Raw genomic sequence first — 16,296 nt, 5'->3', positions numbered from 1 at the left:
TTGGGACTGGATTAATATAGAGGATATTATAGATGTGACTACATAAAAAGACCCCGAGAATAATCCCGGGGTTTAGTTTTAGTCTTCAAAAAGTTCATCCATCAGATTATCAATTTCTTTCTTGCGTTGTGCAGTGTCCTCTTTATCAATTGCAACTTTACCATCTTCAAAAATCAAGGTGTCCCCAGCTGTAACCTCGTCTGGCAACTCAGACTTTAGTATGTCCTCAGTCTTTCCATCAAACTCAATTACAGCATACTCACCCTCGAAGCGATCAACGATTCCCTTCCTCATTTGGATGCCCCCTTAGTCGATGTGAAAGTGATTTTAGTGCCATCGCTAATTGCTGTAATTGTGCCTTTTTGATCTGTCCGAAGGACGGTAGCATTGGCGTTTTTTAACCTTGCAAGTATTCCAGAATCCGGGTGTCCGTAATTGTTTTTACCTACACTAATTACTGCGTACTGTGGTTTGACGGCGTCAAGGAATGCTTTGCTGGTTGAACTATTCGAACCGTGATGGCCGACTTTTAATACATCAGCTTTTAAATTCAAACCATCCGCAAGCATATCGTTTTCAGACTGCAATTCCGCGTCCCCGGTAAAGAGGAAGGACTTGTTTTTATATGTAACCTTTAAGACGGCGCTCCAATCGTTAAGGTTATCCCCATAAGAATTAATAGGGGCCAGGAAATTCGCCTCAACACCAGTCAAGGGAATAGTAACTCCTTTAGTCACTGCTTTAATTGTGCGTCCTTCATTCTTAACAGCGGTTAGAAAATCCTTATAAGTCTCCGTGGTGTGCGAAACCTTCGGTGCATACACAGCCTTCACATCCACAGCCTTCAGCACGTCGTCCAGCCCACCAATATGATCCGCATCGGGATGTGTAGCTACCATGGCATCAAGTGTTTTTACCCCAAGAGCGTTCAGGTATTTCACTACATTTTTACCCTGATTATTGTTGCCCCCATCAATAAGTATGTATTGATTTTTTGGAGTACGGATTAGAGTAGAGTCACCTTGTCCAACATCAAAAAAATAGACCTGCAGCGTGCCGGCATTTTGTTTTTTAGGTAATGCAAGTCCTGGCGCCGGTTGGACAGTTGGTTTTGCGGTTGGTTTTGGCTTCGCTGTAGGTTTTGCAGTGGCGGCCGGAGTTGACTTGGACTTTCCACCATTGTGATAATGATATTCACCGTCCTGTAGCCCCCACTTGGCACAATTCGTTCTACAATAATGTCCGCCGTCTGAATCAGTTCTTCCGGGATGCGCATTGGCGATAACAGGAAGCAAAATCAGTAAAACCGACAAAATCATTGATAAAGCAATTCTTTTCTTCATAAAATCCCCCCAGAGTAGTTCTGGGAGTAGTCTATCAGAATAAGGGAATATTTACTACAAAAAAAGCGAAACGTTGCTGGCAGTTATGCTCGCGGGGTTTCGTTTTCTATATTGCTATTGTCTTTTTCTTTTTGTCTACAGACTTTTATTTCAAGCCATTAACTTTGTAATATCGAAAGGTATTGATTTATTTCCTTCATCTTAATGCAAGACGGTTTATGTCGATCATTTTCCCAGTTTGTTATAGTTTTCGCATCTACGCAAAAACAGACCGCAAGCCCCCTAATTGTCATGCCGTTGTAAACACGAGCCTTTCTGATCCGTTCACCCAAAGTTCGCTCAGGTAAGTTTTCAAAGCAACCCAAGTATGAGATAGGGAGATCCAAAAGTGCTGATAGCTTTTTTAAGGTAGGGAGAGAAGGGGCGTGAATATTTCTTTCTATATAAGAGTGTGCTGTGAGGGATATTCCAATCTCCTTGGCCACTTCGGCAATTAGTAAATCTTTGTTAATTCTACCTTGTCGTATTCTACTGCCGGCTTTAGTTGGTATCACGTTATCTATTTGAGTCAATAGCATAGGTTTCCGTTGCAATATAGAAATTCCAGAGGTGTTATCTTCACGGATGCCATTGCGGGTATTTGGGAAGCGGAGAGCTGCAGCAGAGATGCACCTGCAGTCCTGCGAGGATTGCACAATACCGCTCTAAGATTTCCGGACCGCTGCTGGACCGGATTGATATGCAGGTGGATGTTCCCCGTCCGAAGGATTGGGGTGGTGAGGGGCCTTCATTATCCTCGGCAGAGATGCGCGCAGAGGTTCTGAAAGCCCAGGCTATTCAGACAGAGAGATATAAGACTCTGCCGATATCCTGGAACAGCGAACTATCCGGTGCGGCACTGCGCCGTTATGCCAGCTTGGGCAGGGAAGGCACATTGATGCTGCACACCATTCTGGAAAGTCTCGGCTTAAGCATGCGGGCCCATGACCGGATTATTAAGCTGGCCCGGACGATTGCCGATCTGGAGGGATCTGTAGACATTGTCTCTGCACATCTGGCGGAGGCAGTGCAGTACCGCAATCTCGACAGGCAGATCATGACAGAGGACTAGCGATTTATAGTATATAGACTATTACGAATAATGAGATATATTAACGGCAAACAAGCCGCCCATAGCCAATGGACGGCTTGTTCTGTTCTCATTCTGAGAATGATTGGAAGGACGCAGATTCTTTACAGTACGTTTATTTCCACTTCAATGTTGCCGCGGGTAGCGCGGGAGTAAGGGCAGGCGCCGTGGGCGGCTTCTGCAAGCTGGGCTGCAGTTTCATGGTCAACGCCTTTAACAAGAACATCAAGCTTCACAGCGATGCCGAAACCTCCGTCTTCAACTTTGCCGAAGCTTACAGTAGCGGTAACTTCGCTGCCTTCAATCTTCACTTTGCCCATCCGGGCCACCATGTTCAACGCGCTGTCAAAACAAGCAGAATATCCGGCAGCGAACAGCTGCTCAGGATTTGTGCCTTCTCCGCCGGCGCCGCCCATTTCGCGGGGAGTGCTGATCGTAAGCGCCAGCTTAGGGTTCTCCGACTCAATAGTTCCGTTTCTTCCACCTACTGCTTTAACTGTAGTTTCATACATTTTTTGTTGAATAGTCATCATTATTATCCGCTCCCGTTCATCCGATAATGTATTGTACACAACTTAATTTAACACAATTAAAATAATAGTCAATCTATTTTTCGCTATTAATATGATATTACGGATGAATTGTGATAAAATAATGTCATAAAGGCAGGTGAAGAAGAAATGCAAAAGACAACGACAACTCCTGAGCTAATGCTTGATAATCAACTTTGTTTTACCATCTATGCTTGCTCGCGCGAATTTACGAAGCTGTATCAGCCTCACCTGGACAAGATCGGTTTAACGTACTCCCAGTATCTAGTAATGATTGTGCTTTGGGAAAGACAGCAGTGTACGGTTAAAGAACTGGGCGAAGCCCTCTTTTTGGACTCCGGTACCTTAACGCCGCTATTGAAACGGCTGCAGGCAGCAGGCTTAATTCTGCGTGAGCGTTCCTTGCAGGATGAGCGGAAGGTTCTGATTTCCCTGACAGAAAAGGGCTGGGCGCTGCAGGGTGAAGCGGCATGCATCCCGGGGAAAATGGCGGAAGGAACGATGCTCTCGGCAGATGAATTTGTTGCTCTGCTGGGCCAGTTTAAAGACCTTCTGGCTCGTGTACACGAAGCTAACATTAATGCCTCTAAATAGCTCTTGAAAGCTGTGTCAATATAATCGTTCGCATTCCGGCATGAAATCAAGCGAAAATGTGTGTGCAAATAGTGAAAGTTTTTGAGGAAAGCGCTTTTAAAACATGTTACAATATTCTGGGTTTCCTTTTCTGACATATAGCTAAATATAGATGAAAATCTGTATTTCAAAGCTTGTGTCACTGGCAGAAGCCACGCCGTTTCTATTAGATGCGGTTAGGTTTTCTGCTTGTGCCGGAATATGTAGCAATAAACCGGTCTGGACCCGGCTTTGGACAATCAAAACGGAAAGCGGAATGGCTGCAGGCTGCCTGTTTAAGCCACCGCAACACTTTAGGAGGCTTCCGGTATGAATATCCACGAGTATCAGGGAAAAGAAGTACTTAAGAAGTACGGCGTAGCCGTACCGAACGGAAAAGTAGCTTATACAGTGGAGGAAGCAGTAGAAGCTGCAGTATCGCTGGGTACACCGGTAGTGGTGGTAAAAGCGCAGATTCATGCAGGCGGACGCGGAAAAGCCGGCGGTGTGAAGGTAGCGAAGTCGCTTGAAGAAGTCCGGTCTTATGCCGGAGAGATTCTTGGCAAGACACTGGTGACCCATCAAACCGGTCCTGAAGGCAAGGTTGTAAAGCGGCTGCTGATTGAAGAAGGCTGCCAGATTGTGAAAGAATATTACATTGGAATCGTGGTGGACCGTGGCTCCGGCCGGGTGGTCATGATGGCTTCTGAAGAAGGCGGCACGGAAATTGAGGAGGTAGCGGCCACTCATCCGGAAAAGATATTCAAGGAAATCATTGATCCTGCAGTAGGCTTGCAGACTTTCCAGGCCCGCAAACTGGCGTACAGCATTGCTATTCCGACAGAACTGGTGAATAAGGCTGTCAAGTTCATGCAAGCGCTATATTTGGCTTTTGTGGATAAGGATTGCTCTATTGCGGAGATTAATCCGCTGGTCGTTACAGCTGACGGGAATGTAATGGCTCTGGATGCCAAACTTAATTTTGACTCTAACGCATTGTTTCGGCATAAGGATATTCTGGAGCTGCGGGACCTTGATGAAGAGGACGAGAAGGAAATTGAAGCCTCGAAATACGATCTCAGCTATATTGCCCTTGACGGCAACATTGGCTGTATGGTCAACGGCGCGGGACTTGCGATGGCTACAATGGATATCATTAAATATTACGGCGGCGAACCGGCCAATTTCCTGGATGTAGGGGGCGGTGCGACGACCGAGAAGGTTACCGAAGCTTTTAAAATCATTTTGTCCGATGATAAAGTGAATGGGATCTTCGTCAATATATTCGGTGGAATTATGCGCTGCGATGTTATCGCCACGGGTGTGGTGGAAGCGGCCCGGCAGCTTGGTCTGACCAAACCGCTCGTCGTGCGTCTTGAGGGAACCAATGTGGCACTGGGCAAGCAGATTCTTGCCGGTTCCGGACTAAATATCGTTGCTGCCGACTCCATGGCGGACGGTGCCCGGAAGATTGTTGCTCTTGTGTAATCGCAGCTGGGCCTTTGGGCACCAGTGCTCGTATTCGACAAACTAAGTAGGGATGTGACCTAAAACATGAGCATTCTTGTAGATAAAAATACGAAAGTCATCACGCAGGGCATAACAGGTTCGACGGGCTTGTTCCATACCAAGGGAGCGCTGGATTACGGCACGCAAATGGTGGGCGGGGTTACACCGGGCAAAGGCGGCACGACGGTGAATATCACGCTGGAGAACGGCAGTGAGGTCAGCCTTCCGGTATTTGATACGGTGATAGCAGCCAAGGCAGCGACCGGGGCAACTGCGAGTGTAATCTATGTGCCACCGGCGTTTGCTGCCGATTCCATTATGGAAGCAGTGGATGCAGGACTGGAACTGGTCATTTGCATTACTGAAGGCATCCCGGTACTGGATATGGTGAAAGTATCGCGTTACATGGAAGGTCGTTCTACGGTTCTGATTGGTCCGAACTGTCCGGGTGTGATTACACCGGGAGAGTGTAAAATCGGCATTATGCCGGGCTACATCCATACTCCTGGGTACGTAGGGGTTGTCTCACGCAGTGGAACTTTGACCTATGAGGCGGTGCATCAGCTTACTGAGCGCGGCATTGGCCAGTCTTCGGCAGTAGGGATTGGCGGAGACCCGGTTAAGGGCTCGGAGTTTATTGATATTCTCAAGCTGTTTAATGAGGATCCGGGAACCAAGGCGGTCATTATGATCGGAGAAATCGGCGGTACGGCAGAGGAAGAAGCTGCTGTATGGATCAAGGAAAATATGACCAAACCGGTAGTTGGTTTTATCGGCGGGGTTACCGCACCTCCCGGCAAACGAATGGGCCATGCAGGTGCGATTATTTCCGGAGGCAAGGGGACGGCCAGCGAAAAAATTGCCGTGCTGGAATCCTGCGGTATTAAGGTGGCCCCTACTCCGGCAGAAATGGGCTCTACGCTTGTAAGTGTGCTGGAAGAGCGCGGCATTCTGAGCGCCTTTACTGGAAGCTAAGTTTCTACTATTATATTTATCAGCATACGTATGTTCTTTAGCAGGGCATCGTGTATAATATGTTCAAAGGTAAGCAACCTTTTGTTCCTGTTCATGGGGATAAAAGGTTGCTTTTTTTGCGTTCAAGTCTGCTGCCGTATAGACGTTTAAGGAACTGTAACTTGCATTTCTGACACAGGTATCACAAAATAGGGAAGGCTGACCTTCCTCACGAGGGAGATGTACGTATGGATTCGCGATATTTGTTGTTTGGATTAAATGAAGTGGAAGGCATCGGCTGGAAGAGTATCGACAAAATTTGTCGAGCGGGTATGTTAACGGATGTGGCTTTTACCTGTGGTGCCGGTGATTGGGAACGTGTGGGAATCAGCGGGAAAATGTCGCAGCGTCTCGAAGCTGTATATACTTCCGAGTGGATACACCGTCGTCACATTCTAATGAAAGAAAGCGGAGTAGAAATGGTAACTCTGCTCGACGAGGAGTATCCCGGGCTTCTGAAAGAGACGCCGCAGCCGCCGTGGGTGCTCTACTATCGAGGCAGCCTGCCCCTGGCCTCCCGCCCGGCGATTGCCATGGTTGGTACCCGTGTGCCTACGGCTTATGGCCGTAAGGTAGGGGAGACGCTGTCAGAGCAGTTGAGCGGGGCAGGTCTTACTGTGGTCAGCGGACTGGCCCGGGGGATCGACAGTGTATGCCATGAAGCGGCCCTGCGTGGATGCGGGAGTACGATTGCGGTGGTCGCGACAGGACTGGATAAGGTCTATCCCTTAGAAAACCGGGAACTGGAACATCAAATCGCTCAGGACGGACTTGTAATTAGCGAATATCCAATAGGCACTAAAAGCCACCCAGGCTTGTTTCCACAGCGCAACCGGATTATTGCCGGCCTTGCCCTTGGGACGGTGGTTGTAGAGGCGGACAGCCGCAGTGGCTCACTAATTACTGCCGATGCAGCCCTTGAGGCTGGTAGAGATGTTTTTGCCGTACCGGGTCCAGTGACTTCACCCAAAAGCAGGGGTGCGAACGACCTGATCAAACAAGGGGCAAAATTAGTGACCGGCGCTCACGACATCGTGGAGGAATACATATCCTATCTGCCTGTAAAGCCGGTGGAACAGAGAGAGAAAGAGCTCTTTAACCCGGAAAACGGAGACAAGCAGGCAGAAAAGAAATTGACAAGTGAGGAGTCTCACCTATACCATATACTGCATCAAGGCCCATTTACGTTGGATGAGCTGTTGGGTAGAACGAAATGGGATTTTGGACATTTGCATTCAGTTCTGTTATCTTTAATCATAAAAAAAGCGGTAACACAATTACCGGGTGCAATTTATAAGGTAATTTAATATAGAAGAGATTGTGTTAAGCGTATGCTTTCGGATTCAGATATGCCCGAAGCAGTTCTAGGAAGCTTATGCTTACAAAACTTTTAGGAGGAACAACCTATGGCGGATGCATTAGTTATCGTCGAATCGCCTGCAAAAGCGAAGACCATCGGCAAATATTTAGGCAGTAAATATATCGTAAAGGCCTCAATGGGACATATCAGAGATTTGCCAAAGAGCCAGATTGGCGTAGAAGTAGAGAATGATTTCAGTCCCAAATATATCACGATCCGCGGTAAGGGTTCCATATTGAAGGAACTCAAAGACGCCAGCAAAAAAGTGAAAAAAGTCTATCTGGCGGCTGACCCGGATCGTGAAGGTGAAGCCATTGCCTGGCATCTGGCGCATGCGCTGGATTTGGATAATACCGAGGAGTGCCGTGTTGTTTTTAATGAAATCACCAAACAAGCAGTCAAGGATGCTTTTAAGACACCCCGCAAAATCAACATGGATCTTGTGAATGCACAGCAGGCCCGGCGGATTCTTGACCGCCTTGTCGGTTACAAGATTAGCCCGCTATTATGGAAGAAAGTCAAAAAAGGCCTGTCCGCCGGACGGGTTCAATCGGTTGCAGTCAAGATCATTATGGACCGGGAGAATGAAATTTCCGCTTTCGTCCCTACTGAATATTGGAGCATCACCGCAAAGCTCGGCATTCGTGACTCCAGTTTTGAAGCGAAGTTTCATAAGCTGAACGGAGTGAAAAAAGAGCTGGGCCAGGAAAGCGATGTTCAGGAAGTTCTGGAAGCTATCAAGAATGCCGCTTTCAAAGTAAATGAAGTGAAAGAGAAGGAGAGGCAGCGCCACCCTTCTGCACCGTTTACGACAAGTTCGCTGCAGCAGGAAGCTGCGCGTAAACTGGGTTTTCGTGCAGCCAAGACTATGTCTGTGGCACAGCAGCTCTATGAAGGTGTGGAGCTGGGCAAAGAAGGCACCGTCGGTTTAATTACCTACATGCGTACTGACTCCACCCGGCTGTCCACAACGGCACAGGATGAAGCCAAGGAACTGATTGGGACAAAATACGGTGAGAAGTTTATACCGGAGTCGCCTCGCCAGTATTCCAAAAAAGCTGCAGGTTCGCAGGACGCGCATGAAGCGATCCGCCCTACATCAGCATTTCGCGAGCCGGAAACCGTCAAAGAATATATGAGCCGCGATCAATTCCGCTTGTATAAGCTGATCTGGGAGCGTTTTGTATCCAGTCAAATGGCTTCCGCGCTCTTGGATACGCTCTCCGTGGATATCGCCGCAGGCGATGCAATCTTCAGAGCCGTAGGCTCGAAGGTTTCATTCCCGGGCTTTATGAAGGTTTATGTAGAAGGTAATGATGATGGAACAACAGATGAAGAGAAGTTTCTGCCTCCGCTCAAAGCTGGAGATGATCTGATTAAACAGGACATTGAGCCCAAACAGCATTTCACGCAGCCTCCACCGCGTTATACAGAAGCACGTCTTGTAAAGACGCTGGAAGAGCTGGGTATTGGGCGTCCAAGTACCTATGCACCAACGCTGGAAACGATCCAGAAGCGTGGTTATGTGGCTATCGAAGAGAAGAAATTTATGCCTACTGAGCTTGGTGAGCTGATTATAGAGCAGATGGAGGAATTTTTCCCCGAAATTCTTGATGTGGAATTTACAGCACACATGGAGGGGGATCTTGACCATGTAGAAGAAGGCGCAGAGGATTGGGTGAAGGTACTGGCCCAGTTTTACGAGTCTTTCGAGAAGCGGCTAATCTTCGCGGAAGAAGAAATGAAAGAGATCGAGATTGAAGATGAGGTCTCTGACGAGCTCTGCGAGAAATGCGGTAAAGCGATGGTTTACAAGCTGGGGCGTTTCGGGAAATTTCTGGCATGCTCAGGATTTCCGGATTGCCGCAATACCAAGCCGATCGTGAAGGATATCGGAGTAAACTGTCCGAAATGTCATGAAGGCAAGGTTGTTGAGCGGCGCAGTAAAAAGGGACGCGTCTTCTACGGCTGCGATCAGTATCCAGGCTGTGATTTTGTTTCCTGGGATAGACCTTCCATTAAACCATGCCCTGTATGCAACTCCTGGATGGTTGAGAAGCGCAACAAGCAAGGGACCAAGCTGCAATGCACCTCGTGCGATCATACAGAGGCCGTGTTGGACAACGAAGAATTAGCAGAATAATAGTCGCTACAGGAGGAAAGGAAATTGACAGAAACAGCTAAAGTAACAGTAATAGGCGCCGGTCTTGCCGGCAGTGAGGCCGCATGGCAGATCGCTTCGAGCGGAGTGCCGGTCAGACTATATGAAATGAGACCTGTTGTAAAGACGCCTGCGCATCACACGGATCAGTTCGCTGAACTGGTATGCAGCAACTCCCTGCGTGCAAATGGTCTTGGTAATGCCGTCGGTGTATTAAAGGAAGAAATGCGGCGCTTGAATTCACTTGTCCTGGGTGCCGCAGACCGGCATGCCGTTCCTGCCGGCGGCGCGCTCGCCGTAGACCGGGACGGATTTTCGGGTGAGATTACTTCGACGCTGCACAATCATCCTTTGGTGGAAGTCATAAATGAAGAACTTACGCATATACCGGAGGAAGGGATTGTTGTCATCGCGACCGGTCCGCTGACTTCTCCGGCTTTGTCTGCTGAGATTAAAGCGCTGCTCGGTGAAGAATATTTCTACTTCTATGACGCTGCAGCGCCGATTGTGGAGAAAGACACCATCGACATGAGCAAGGTGTATTTGGCCTCCCGTTATGACAAAGGGGAAGCAGCCTATCTAAACTGTCCGATGACGGAAGAGGAATTTGATGTTTTTTATGATGCGCTGATCTCGGCCGAGACCGCAGCACTTAAAGATTTTGAGAAAGAGATTTACTTTGAAGGCTGTATGCCGATTGAAATCATGATGAAGCGTGGCAAGCAAACGGCATTGTTCGGTCCAATGAAGCCGGTAGGGCTCATGAATCCCCACACTGGGAAATTGCCTTATGCAGTAGTGCAGCTGCGTCAGGATAATGCTGCCGGTACACTGTACAACCTGGTTGGATTCCAGACCCATCTTAAATGGGGGGAGCAGAAACGTGTTTTCTCACTGATCCCGGGTCTTGAGAATGCAGAATATGTTCGTTATGGCGTAATGCACCGCAATACTTTTATTAATTCTCCAAAACTGCTGCATCCCACATATCAGATGAAAGGCAAAGAAAGATTATTTTTTGCCGGACAGATGACGGGTGTCGAAGGTTATGTGGAATCGGCTGCTTCCGGAATGATCGCCGGAATCAACGCGGCCAGAGCTGCGCTTGGCGAGGAAGGCCTGATCTTTCCGGAGGACAGTGTACTGGGCAGCATGCCTGCTTACATTACTTCTGCAGATCCAGAGCATTTCCAGCCAATGAATGCCAACTTTGGCCTGCTTCCTAAGCTTGAGAAGAAAATCCGCAGTAAGAAGGAAAAAAATGAATTTCTGGCTCAGCGTGCACTGGACAGTATTGCCGATTTCGCTGCACGTACAGGACTTCCCTACACAGAACCGGAGATCACTGAACCAAACCCGTCATAAACTATGGTGTGTTAAGCCGTTCTTTTGCAATGGCATCTCACAAAACTTTTAGGAGGTTGCAAAATCATGTTACCCAGCTTTCATGCGACTACAATTTGTGCGGTTAGACATAATGGCCATTCGGCAATAGCCGGCGATGGTCAGGTTACTTTTGGAGAAAGTGTCATCATGAAGACGACGGCTAAAAAAGTCCGCCGCCTGTACAGAGGACAAGTAATCGCTGGCTTTGCGGGTTCCGTTGCCGATGCGATTACTTTATTCGAGAAGTTTGAAGGCAAGCTGGAGGAGCATCACGGCAATCTGCAGCGGGCAGCTGTGGAACTGGCCAAAGATTGGCGCCAGGACCGAATTCTGCGCAAGCTGGAAGCCTTAATGATTGTGATGGATAAAGAGGGAATGCTGCTGATCTCCGGTAATGGTGAAATCATTGAACCGGATGATGATGTGTTGGCTATTGGCTCCGGAGGCAACTTTGCACTGGCGTCAGGACGTGCGCTGAAGCGCCATGCTCCAAATTTAGAAGCTGCCGAAATTGCCAGGGAAGCACTGCAAATCGCTTCCGAGATTTGTGTATATACGAATTCCAATATTATTGTTGAACAATTATAGGCACGGCGCCGCAGAAAGAGGGAGGAAGTCATAATGGGTAATCAATCGCTTACACCGCGTCAAATCGTAGCAGAGCTCGATAAATATATCGTTGGCCAGAAGCAGGCAAAAAAATCGGTGGCAGTTGCACTGCGTAACCGTTACCGCCGTAGTTTGCTTGCTGAAGAGCTGCGGGATGAAGTTGTTCCAAAAAACATTCTGATGATCGGTCCTACTGGGGTAGGGAAGACTGAGATCGCCCGCCGGCTCGCCAAGCTTGTAAATGCCCCGTTCATCAAAGTAGAGGCTACCAAGTTTACCGAGGTTGGTTATGTGGGGCGCGATGTGGAATCCATGGTCCGTGATTTGGTGGAGACCTCCATCCGTATGGTTAAGCTTGAGCGGACAGAAAAGGTGAAAGACCGGGCTGAAGAGCTGGCAAATGAGCGGATTGTCTCAATTCTTGTACCCTCTACTTCCAAGAACAAGTCACAGCGGAATCCCTTCGAAATGATTTTCGGCGGCAATAACGCAAGCTCCGAAGACACAAAGGAAGAGCCCGAGGATGGTTCACTCAGCGAACGCCGGCGTGGGGTCAAATTCAAACTGCTGGCAGGGCAGCTGGAAGATGACATCATAGAAATCGACGTGGAGGATACCGCTCCTACGATGCTGGACATGTTTGCCGGGCAAGGCAATGACCAGATGGGAATGAACATGCAGGAAATGTTCGGCAGTCTACTGCCCAAGCGGACCAAAAAACGCAAGCTGCCGATCAAGGAAGCACGCAAAGTGCTGATTCAGGATGAAGCAGCGAAGCTGATTGACATGGATGACGTCATTCAGGAATCCGTGTCCCGTGCCGAGCAGTCCGGCATTATTTTTATCGATGAAATTGATAAGGTTGCCAGCCAGGGCAAAGGTTCTGGACCCGATGTTTCCCGTGAAGGGGTGCAACGTGATATATTGCCTATCGTCGAAGGATCTACGGTGATGACTAAATACGGACCTGTGAAGACGGATTATGTTCTGTTTATGGCAGCGGGAGCCTTTCATATTGCGAAGCCTTCCGACCTTATCCCTGAGCTTCAGGGGCGTTTCCCGATCCGTGTGGAGCTGAGCAGTCTTACCCTGGAGGATTTCGTCTCCATATTGACTGAACCGGAGAATGCGCTGACCAAACAATATGTTAATTTGCTCAAGACGGAAAATATTGAAATTCAGTTCCAGCCGGAAGCGATCCAGGAAATCGCAAAAATTGCAGCCTCTGTGAACCAGAACATGGAAAATATAGGTGCGCGTCGTTTGCATACCATTCTCGAGAAACTGCTGGAAGACCTATCTTTTGAAGCTCCTGAATTAACTCTCGAAACAATGGTAATCACTCCGGAATATGTTCGTGAAAAACTGTCGGAAATCGCACAGGACCGCGATTTAAGCCAGTATATCCTCTAATCCGACAGCCTTCGAAATTACTTCAAATTAGGTATATGGAAGTAGTGACATGACAAAAGTCGGTGAAAATCAACCTTTTTATGTCACTAAATGCTAAATAAAGTTAGATATTGGAACGAAAAAGGTAAAAAATTGAAAAACCATGCTTTAAGCCCTCTCTTTTCAGAAAAGATAGGGCTTATTTCTTATTGTAATAATATACAATTTCTAAGAGAATCAATGTATATGAGATTGACATTTTAAATCTTCATCGACAGCTTTCGACCTGCGCGCTAGGATTAAAAGTTAAAAATTTAGCTTTATTTGTCGAAAGTAGCAGGATTTCGGAAGAAGTTGTGGAATTCTTTTCATTATGATAGCTTTGGAAGGGGGGGATTTGCATGGGTTTGCTAAACAATGTCAGTTTTCAAAGACTACAGGCAGGCATTGATGCCGCCAATAAACGACAAAGTGTTTTGGCCAACAATGTGGCAAATAACGACACACCGAATTTCAAACGCTCCGACGTTTCTTTTGAAAGTTTGCTTAGGCAACAGGAAAGTGGGCTGAAGTCAACGCTTAACGCGAAGATATCGGATTCCCGCCATTTCCAATTCGGATCGGCTACAGCCGTTCCGTCAGCAGTAGTCACTACCGACCACACCACCTCGATGAACAACAATGATAATAATGTGGATATGGAACGCGAGATGGCGTTAAGCGCCGAGAATCAGCTTCGGTACAACTCTTATGTACATCTGTTAAACAGTGATATCACTAAAATGCGCACAGCAGTTGAGGGGAGGTAGCAAATAGTGAATTTTGGTAGCAGTTTTGGAATAAGCGCTTCAGCTTTAACCGCTCAGCGGTTGCGGATGGATGTAATATCCTCTAATATTGCTAACGCTGAAACAACCAGAGCCTCTGTAGTGGACGGCAAAGCCGTACCTTACCGGAGAAAGCTGGTAGTGCTGGAAACAGCCGAGAACAAAAGCTTTTCCAACATATTGAATGCAAAGATGAATGGTGAAAGCGAAGGGGTTAAGGTACAGTCAATTATTGATGATGCCTCACCTATGAAGCCGGTATATAACCCCAGCCATCCTGATGCGAATGCCGAAGGTTATGTGTATATGCCTAACGTAGATGTCACGAAGGAAATGGTGGATATGCTGTCTTCCTACCGTTCCTATGAAGCTAATGTTACGATGCTGAACGCGTCCAAGGCTATGGTAAGTAAAGCGCTTGAAATTGGACGGTAATTTTGAAATGACATCTTAGGAGGAAAACAGTTGATACAGAATTTAACTATCGGAAGCCAAGCTGTTCAACCGCTTGCTATGAAGCCAGTAGCTACAGAGTCAGAAGCGGTTAGCGGTTCCAAGCAAAGCTTTGGTTCTTATCTGCAGGATGCACTTAATCAAGTGGCAGAGCAAGAGCAATATTCCAAGGAAATGAATAATAAATTCGTATTGGGAGAAGTCAACATTGATGAGGCTTTGATTTCTTCCCAGCAGGCATTGCTGAGTTTGCAGCTGACTACACAAGTCCGGAACAAAGTGATCGAAGCCTATCAGGAAATTATGAGAACTCAAATCTAAATAATCCTTAGCTTAGTTTCGGATGGGGTGACACTGTGAATGAACGATTGGCCCAGTACCGGGAGAAAATCACCCAGTATTGGAACAGATTTAGCGCTAAACAGAAGATTTTATTTTTTTCTACATTGTTTATTATTATTTTAATAATCGTAGTTTTGACCATGAGGCTTTCGAAAACGGAATATGAAGTAGCATTTCGAGATCTGGACAGCACAGACTCCGCTGGAGTCATGACTTACCTGGATACAAAAGGAGTTTCATACCGGTTAAGTCCAGATGGACACAGCATATCCGTACCAAGCACAGAAGCCGCTCGCATTAAAGTGGATATTGGCTCGCAGGGAATCGTGCAGGGAGGTTCCATCGGATATAAAGTGTTTGACGAATCTTCGTCGATGATCGGTACGACGGACAGTGAGTTTGATGTTAAATACAACAATGCTTTAAATGGTGAAGTGGAACAGCTGATGAGACGGATGCAGGGAATCAAGGATGCTAAGGTGCTGATTAATTTGCCCAAAGAGACGGTCTTTGCCGCTCAAGAGGGTCAGGAGCAGGCTTCGGCTTCCGTTGTACTTTCCTTTGATCCAGGATTTAGACCCTCACAGGACAATATTGACGGTTATTTCAACCTTGTAAAAACTGCTGTGCCGAATTTGCCGATTGACAACATCACGATTGCAAATAACGAGATCGAGTTGATGCCGACAGCTAAAGGCGGACAGGCAGGAGTTACCAACCAAGTTGAAGAAAACTTTGCTCTTCAAAAGAAATTTGAAGAAGAAGTTAAGAAAAATGTGAAACAGTTCCTAACTACGCTCACAGGACCAGATAAAGTCGATGTCCTTGTCTTCTCTAAGTTGAATTTTGACAAAGAGAACCGGAAAGAAGATCTTGTTACTCCGGTAGATACAGAGAATATGAAAGGGATTGAAATCAGTTCGCAGATTATCAGCAATTCCTATTCGGGGCAAGGAAATACTACCGGAGGCGTTGCGGGTACGGGCTCAGAAGATGTCTCAGGTTATCCATCTGGAACTAATACAGGCACTTCTACATCTGAAGAATCATCAGAGACCCGGAACTTCGAAGTGAACCGGATCACCAAGGATATTATCGCTAGCCCGTATACTGTAAAAGATTTAACCATAAATGTTGCGGTTGAACCACCTACAGGAAAAAATATTTTGGATGACACTACTTCAGCAGCAATTAAGAATATTCTGACCAATATTGTAAGAGCTACTCTAGCAGATTCAGGAGTCACTTATACAGACGCAGATTTGACCAAAAAAGTTTCGGTATTCTCGCAACAATTTGGAGATACAGCTGCTGATTCAGGGTCGGGCGGACTTGCTACGTGGATGATTTGGGCCATTGCCGCGGCAGCATTGCTGGTCGGCGCAGGCGGGGGATACTTCATTTACCGCAGCCGCAAGAAGACAGAAGAAGAAGAAGTGGAAGAAGACATTCCGCTGCAGGTTCCTACCGAGTTTCCTTCTATTAACTTGGAGAGCGTGACGAATGAAAGTCAGGTTCGCAAGCAGTTGGAAAGTCTGGCGAAGAAAAAGCCGGATGAATTCGTAAACTTGTTGCGTACATGGCTTGCAGACGAACAGAGGTGAACTA

The 16,296-nt window shown here is 47.2% G+C and carries 17 protein-coding genes and 1 pseudogene; 14 read left to right on the top strand and 4 right to left on the bottom strand.

The window, feature by feature from the left end; genetic code table 11:
* Positions 1-78 precede the first annotated feature (78 nt).
* The 3 genes from NST99_RS20225 to NST99_RS20215 all read right to left on the bottom strand — a co-directional run bounded on the left by NST99_RS20225 (position 79) and on the right by NST99_RS20215 (position 1,897).
* Positions 79-294 (bottom strand): DUF3006 domain-containing protein, encoded by a 216-nt coding sequence (locus tag NST99_RS20225; RefSeq protein WP_341094010.1) that lies wholly within the window; start codon positions 292-294, stop codon positions 79-81.
* Complete coding sequence (locus NST99_RS20220) at positions 291-1,343, bottom strand: MBL fold metallo-hydrolase (RefSeq protein WP_341094009.1); 1,053 nt, start codon at positions 1,341-1,343, stop codon at positions 291-293. The genes NST99_RS20225 and NST99_RS20220 overlap by 4 nt, the downstream gene beginning before the upstream one ends.
* Positions 1,344-1,501: 158 nt before the next feature.
* Positions 1,502-1,897 (bottom strand): helix-turn-helix transcriptional regulator, encoded by a 396-nt coding sequence (locus NST99_RS20215; RefSeq protein ID WP_341094007.1) that lies wholly within the window; start codon positions 1,895-1,897, stop codon positions 1,502-1,504.
* A gap of 80 nt (positions 1,898-1,977) precedes the next feature.
* Here NST99_RS20215 and NST99_RS20210 point away from each other — a divergent pair.
* Positions 1,978-2,094, top strand: a pseudogene (locus NST99_RS20210) (ATP-binding protein); the annotation flags it as partial.
* A complete protein-coding gene (locus NST99_RS20205) occupies positions 2,083-2,454 on the top strand; it encodes a magnesium chelatase subunit ChlI family protein (protein WP_341097706.1) in 372 nt (123 codons plus the stop codon). The pseudogene NST99_RS20210 and the gene NST99_RS20205, both read left to right, overlap by 12 nt.
* Positions 2,455-2,576: 122 nt before the next feature.
* On the opposite strand, the gene NST99_RS20200 is transcribed toward NST99_RS20205, so the two are convergent.
* Positions 2,577-3,005 (bottom strand): organic hydroperoxide resistance protein, encoded by a 429-nt coding sequence (locus NST99_RS20200; RefSeq protein ID WP_341094006.1) that lies wholly within the window; start codon positions 3,003-3,005, stop codon positions 2,577-2,579.
* A gap of 147 nt (positions 3,006-3,152) precedes the next feature.
* On the opposite strand from NST99_RS20200, the gene NST99_RS20195 reads away from it, so the two are divergent.
* The 12 genes from NST99_RS20195 (at position 3,153) to fliF (ending at position 16,292) form a co-directional block, all read left to right on the top strand.
* On the top strand, positions 3,153-3,617 hold the full coding sequence (locus NST99_RS20195) for a MarR family winged helix-turn-helix transcriptional regulator (protein ID WP_038593568.1): 465 nt from the start codon (positions 3,153-3,155) through the stop codon (positions 3,615-3,617).
* 348 nt (positions 3,618-3,965) lie between these two features.
* A complete protein-coding gene (gene sucC, locus NST99_RS20190; RefSeq protein ID WP_341094005.1) occupies positions 3,966-5,123 on the top strand; it encodes an ADP-forming succinate--CoA ligase subunit beta in 1,158 nt (385 codons plus the stop codon).
* A gap of 66 nt (positions 5,124-5,189) precedes the next feature.
* Complete coding sequence (sucD, locus tag NST99_RS20185) at positions 5,190-6,119, top strand: succinate--CoA ligase subunit alpha (protein WP_038593560.1); 930 nt, start codon at positions 5,190-5,192, stop codon at positions 6,117-6,119.
* A 227-nt stretch (positions 6,120-6,346) separates the two neighbouring features.
* Positions 6,347-7,465, top strand: coding sequence for a DNA-processing protein DprA (dprA, locus tag NST99_RS20180; RefSeq protein WP_341094004.1), 1,119 nt, complete (start codon positions 6,347-6,349; stop codon positions 7,463-7,465).
* Between the two features lie 99 nt (positions 7,466-7,564).
* Complete coding sequence (topA, locus tag NST99_RS20175) at positions 7,565-9,661, top strand: type I DNA topoisomerase (RefSeq protein ID WP_341094003.1); 2,097 nt, start codon at positions 7,565-7,567, stop codon at positions 9,659-9,661.
* Positions 9,662-9,685: 24 nt separating this feature from the next.
* On the top strand, positions 9,686-11,044 hold the full coding sequence (gene trmFO / locus NST99_RS20170) for an FADH(2)-oxidizing methylenetetrahydrofolate--tRNA-(uracil(54)-C(5))-methyltransferase TrmFO (protein ID WP_341094002.1): 1,359 nt from the start codon (positions 9,686-9,688) through the stop codon (positions 11,042-11,044).
* A 66-nt stretch (positions 11,045-11,110) separates the two neighbouring features.
* Positions 11,111-11,653 (top strand): ATP-dependent protease subunit HslV, encoded by a 543-nt coding sequence (hslV, locus tag NST99_RS20165; protein WP_341094001.1) that lies wholly within the window; start codon positions 11,111-11,113, stop codon positions 11,651-11,653.
* Positions 11,654-11,686: 33 nt separating this feature from the next.
* A complete protein-coding gene (gene hslU / locus NST99_RS20160; protein WP_341094000.1) occupies positions 11,687-13,087 on the top strand; it encodes an ATP-dependent protease ATPase subunit HslU in 1,401 nt (466 codons plus the stop codon).
* 380 nt (positions 13,088-13,467) lie between these two features.
* Positions 13,468-13,875, top strand: coding sequence for a flagellar basal body rod protein FlgB (flgB, locus tag NST99_RS20155; protein WP_076110108.1), 408 nt, complete (start codon positions 13,468-13,470; stop codon positions 13,873-13,875).
* A gap of 6 nt (positions 13,876-13,881) precedes the next feature.
* Positions 13,882-14,328: a flagellar basal body rod protein FlgC gene (gene flgC / locus NST99_RS20150; RefSeq protein WP_341093999.1), complete on the top strand. Its 447-nt coding sequence runs from the start codon at positions 13,882-13,884 to the stop codon at positions 14,326-14,328.
* 30 nt (positions 14,329-14,358) lie between these two features.
* On the top strand, positions 14,359-14,667 hold the full coding sequence (gene fliE, locus NST99_RS20145; RefSeq protein WP_341093998.1) for a flagellar hook-basal body complex protein FliE: 309 nt from the start codon (positions 14,359-14,361) through the stop codon (positions 14,665-14,667).
* Positions 14,668-14,702: 35 nt separating this feature from the next.
* Positions 14,703-16,292 carry a flagellar basal-body MS-ring/collar protein FliF gene (gene fliF / locus NST99_RS20140; RefSeq protein ID WP_341093996.1) on the top strand — a complete coding sequence of 530 codons (1,590 nt, stop codon included), beginning with the start codon at positions 14,703-14,705 and terminating at the stop codon, positions 16,290-16,292.
* The last annotated feature ends 4 nt before the right edge of the window (positions 16,293-16,296 follow it).

The organism is Paenibacillus sp. FSL L8-0470 (assembly GCF_038008625.1).
Taxonomy (GTDB): Bacteria; Bacillota; Bacilli; order Paenibacillales; family Paenibacillaceae; genus Paenibacillus_AQ.
The sequence above is the reverse complement of the archived record's forward strand: the minus strand, read 5'-3'. Positions and strand labels throughout refer to the sequence as shown.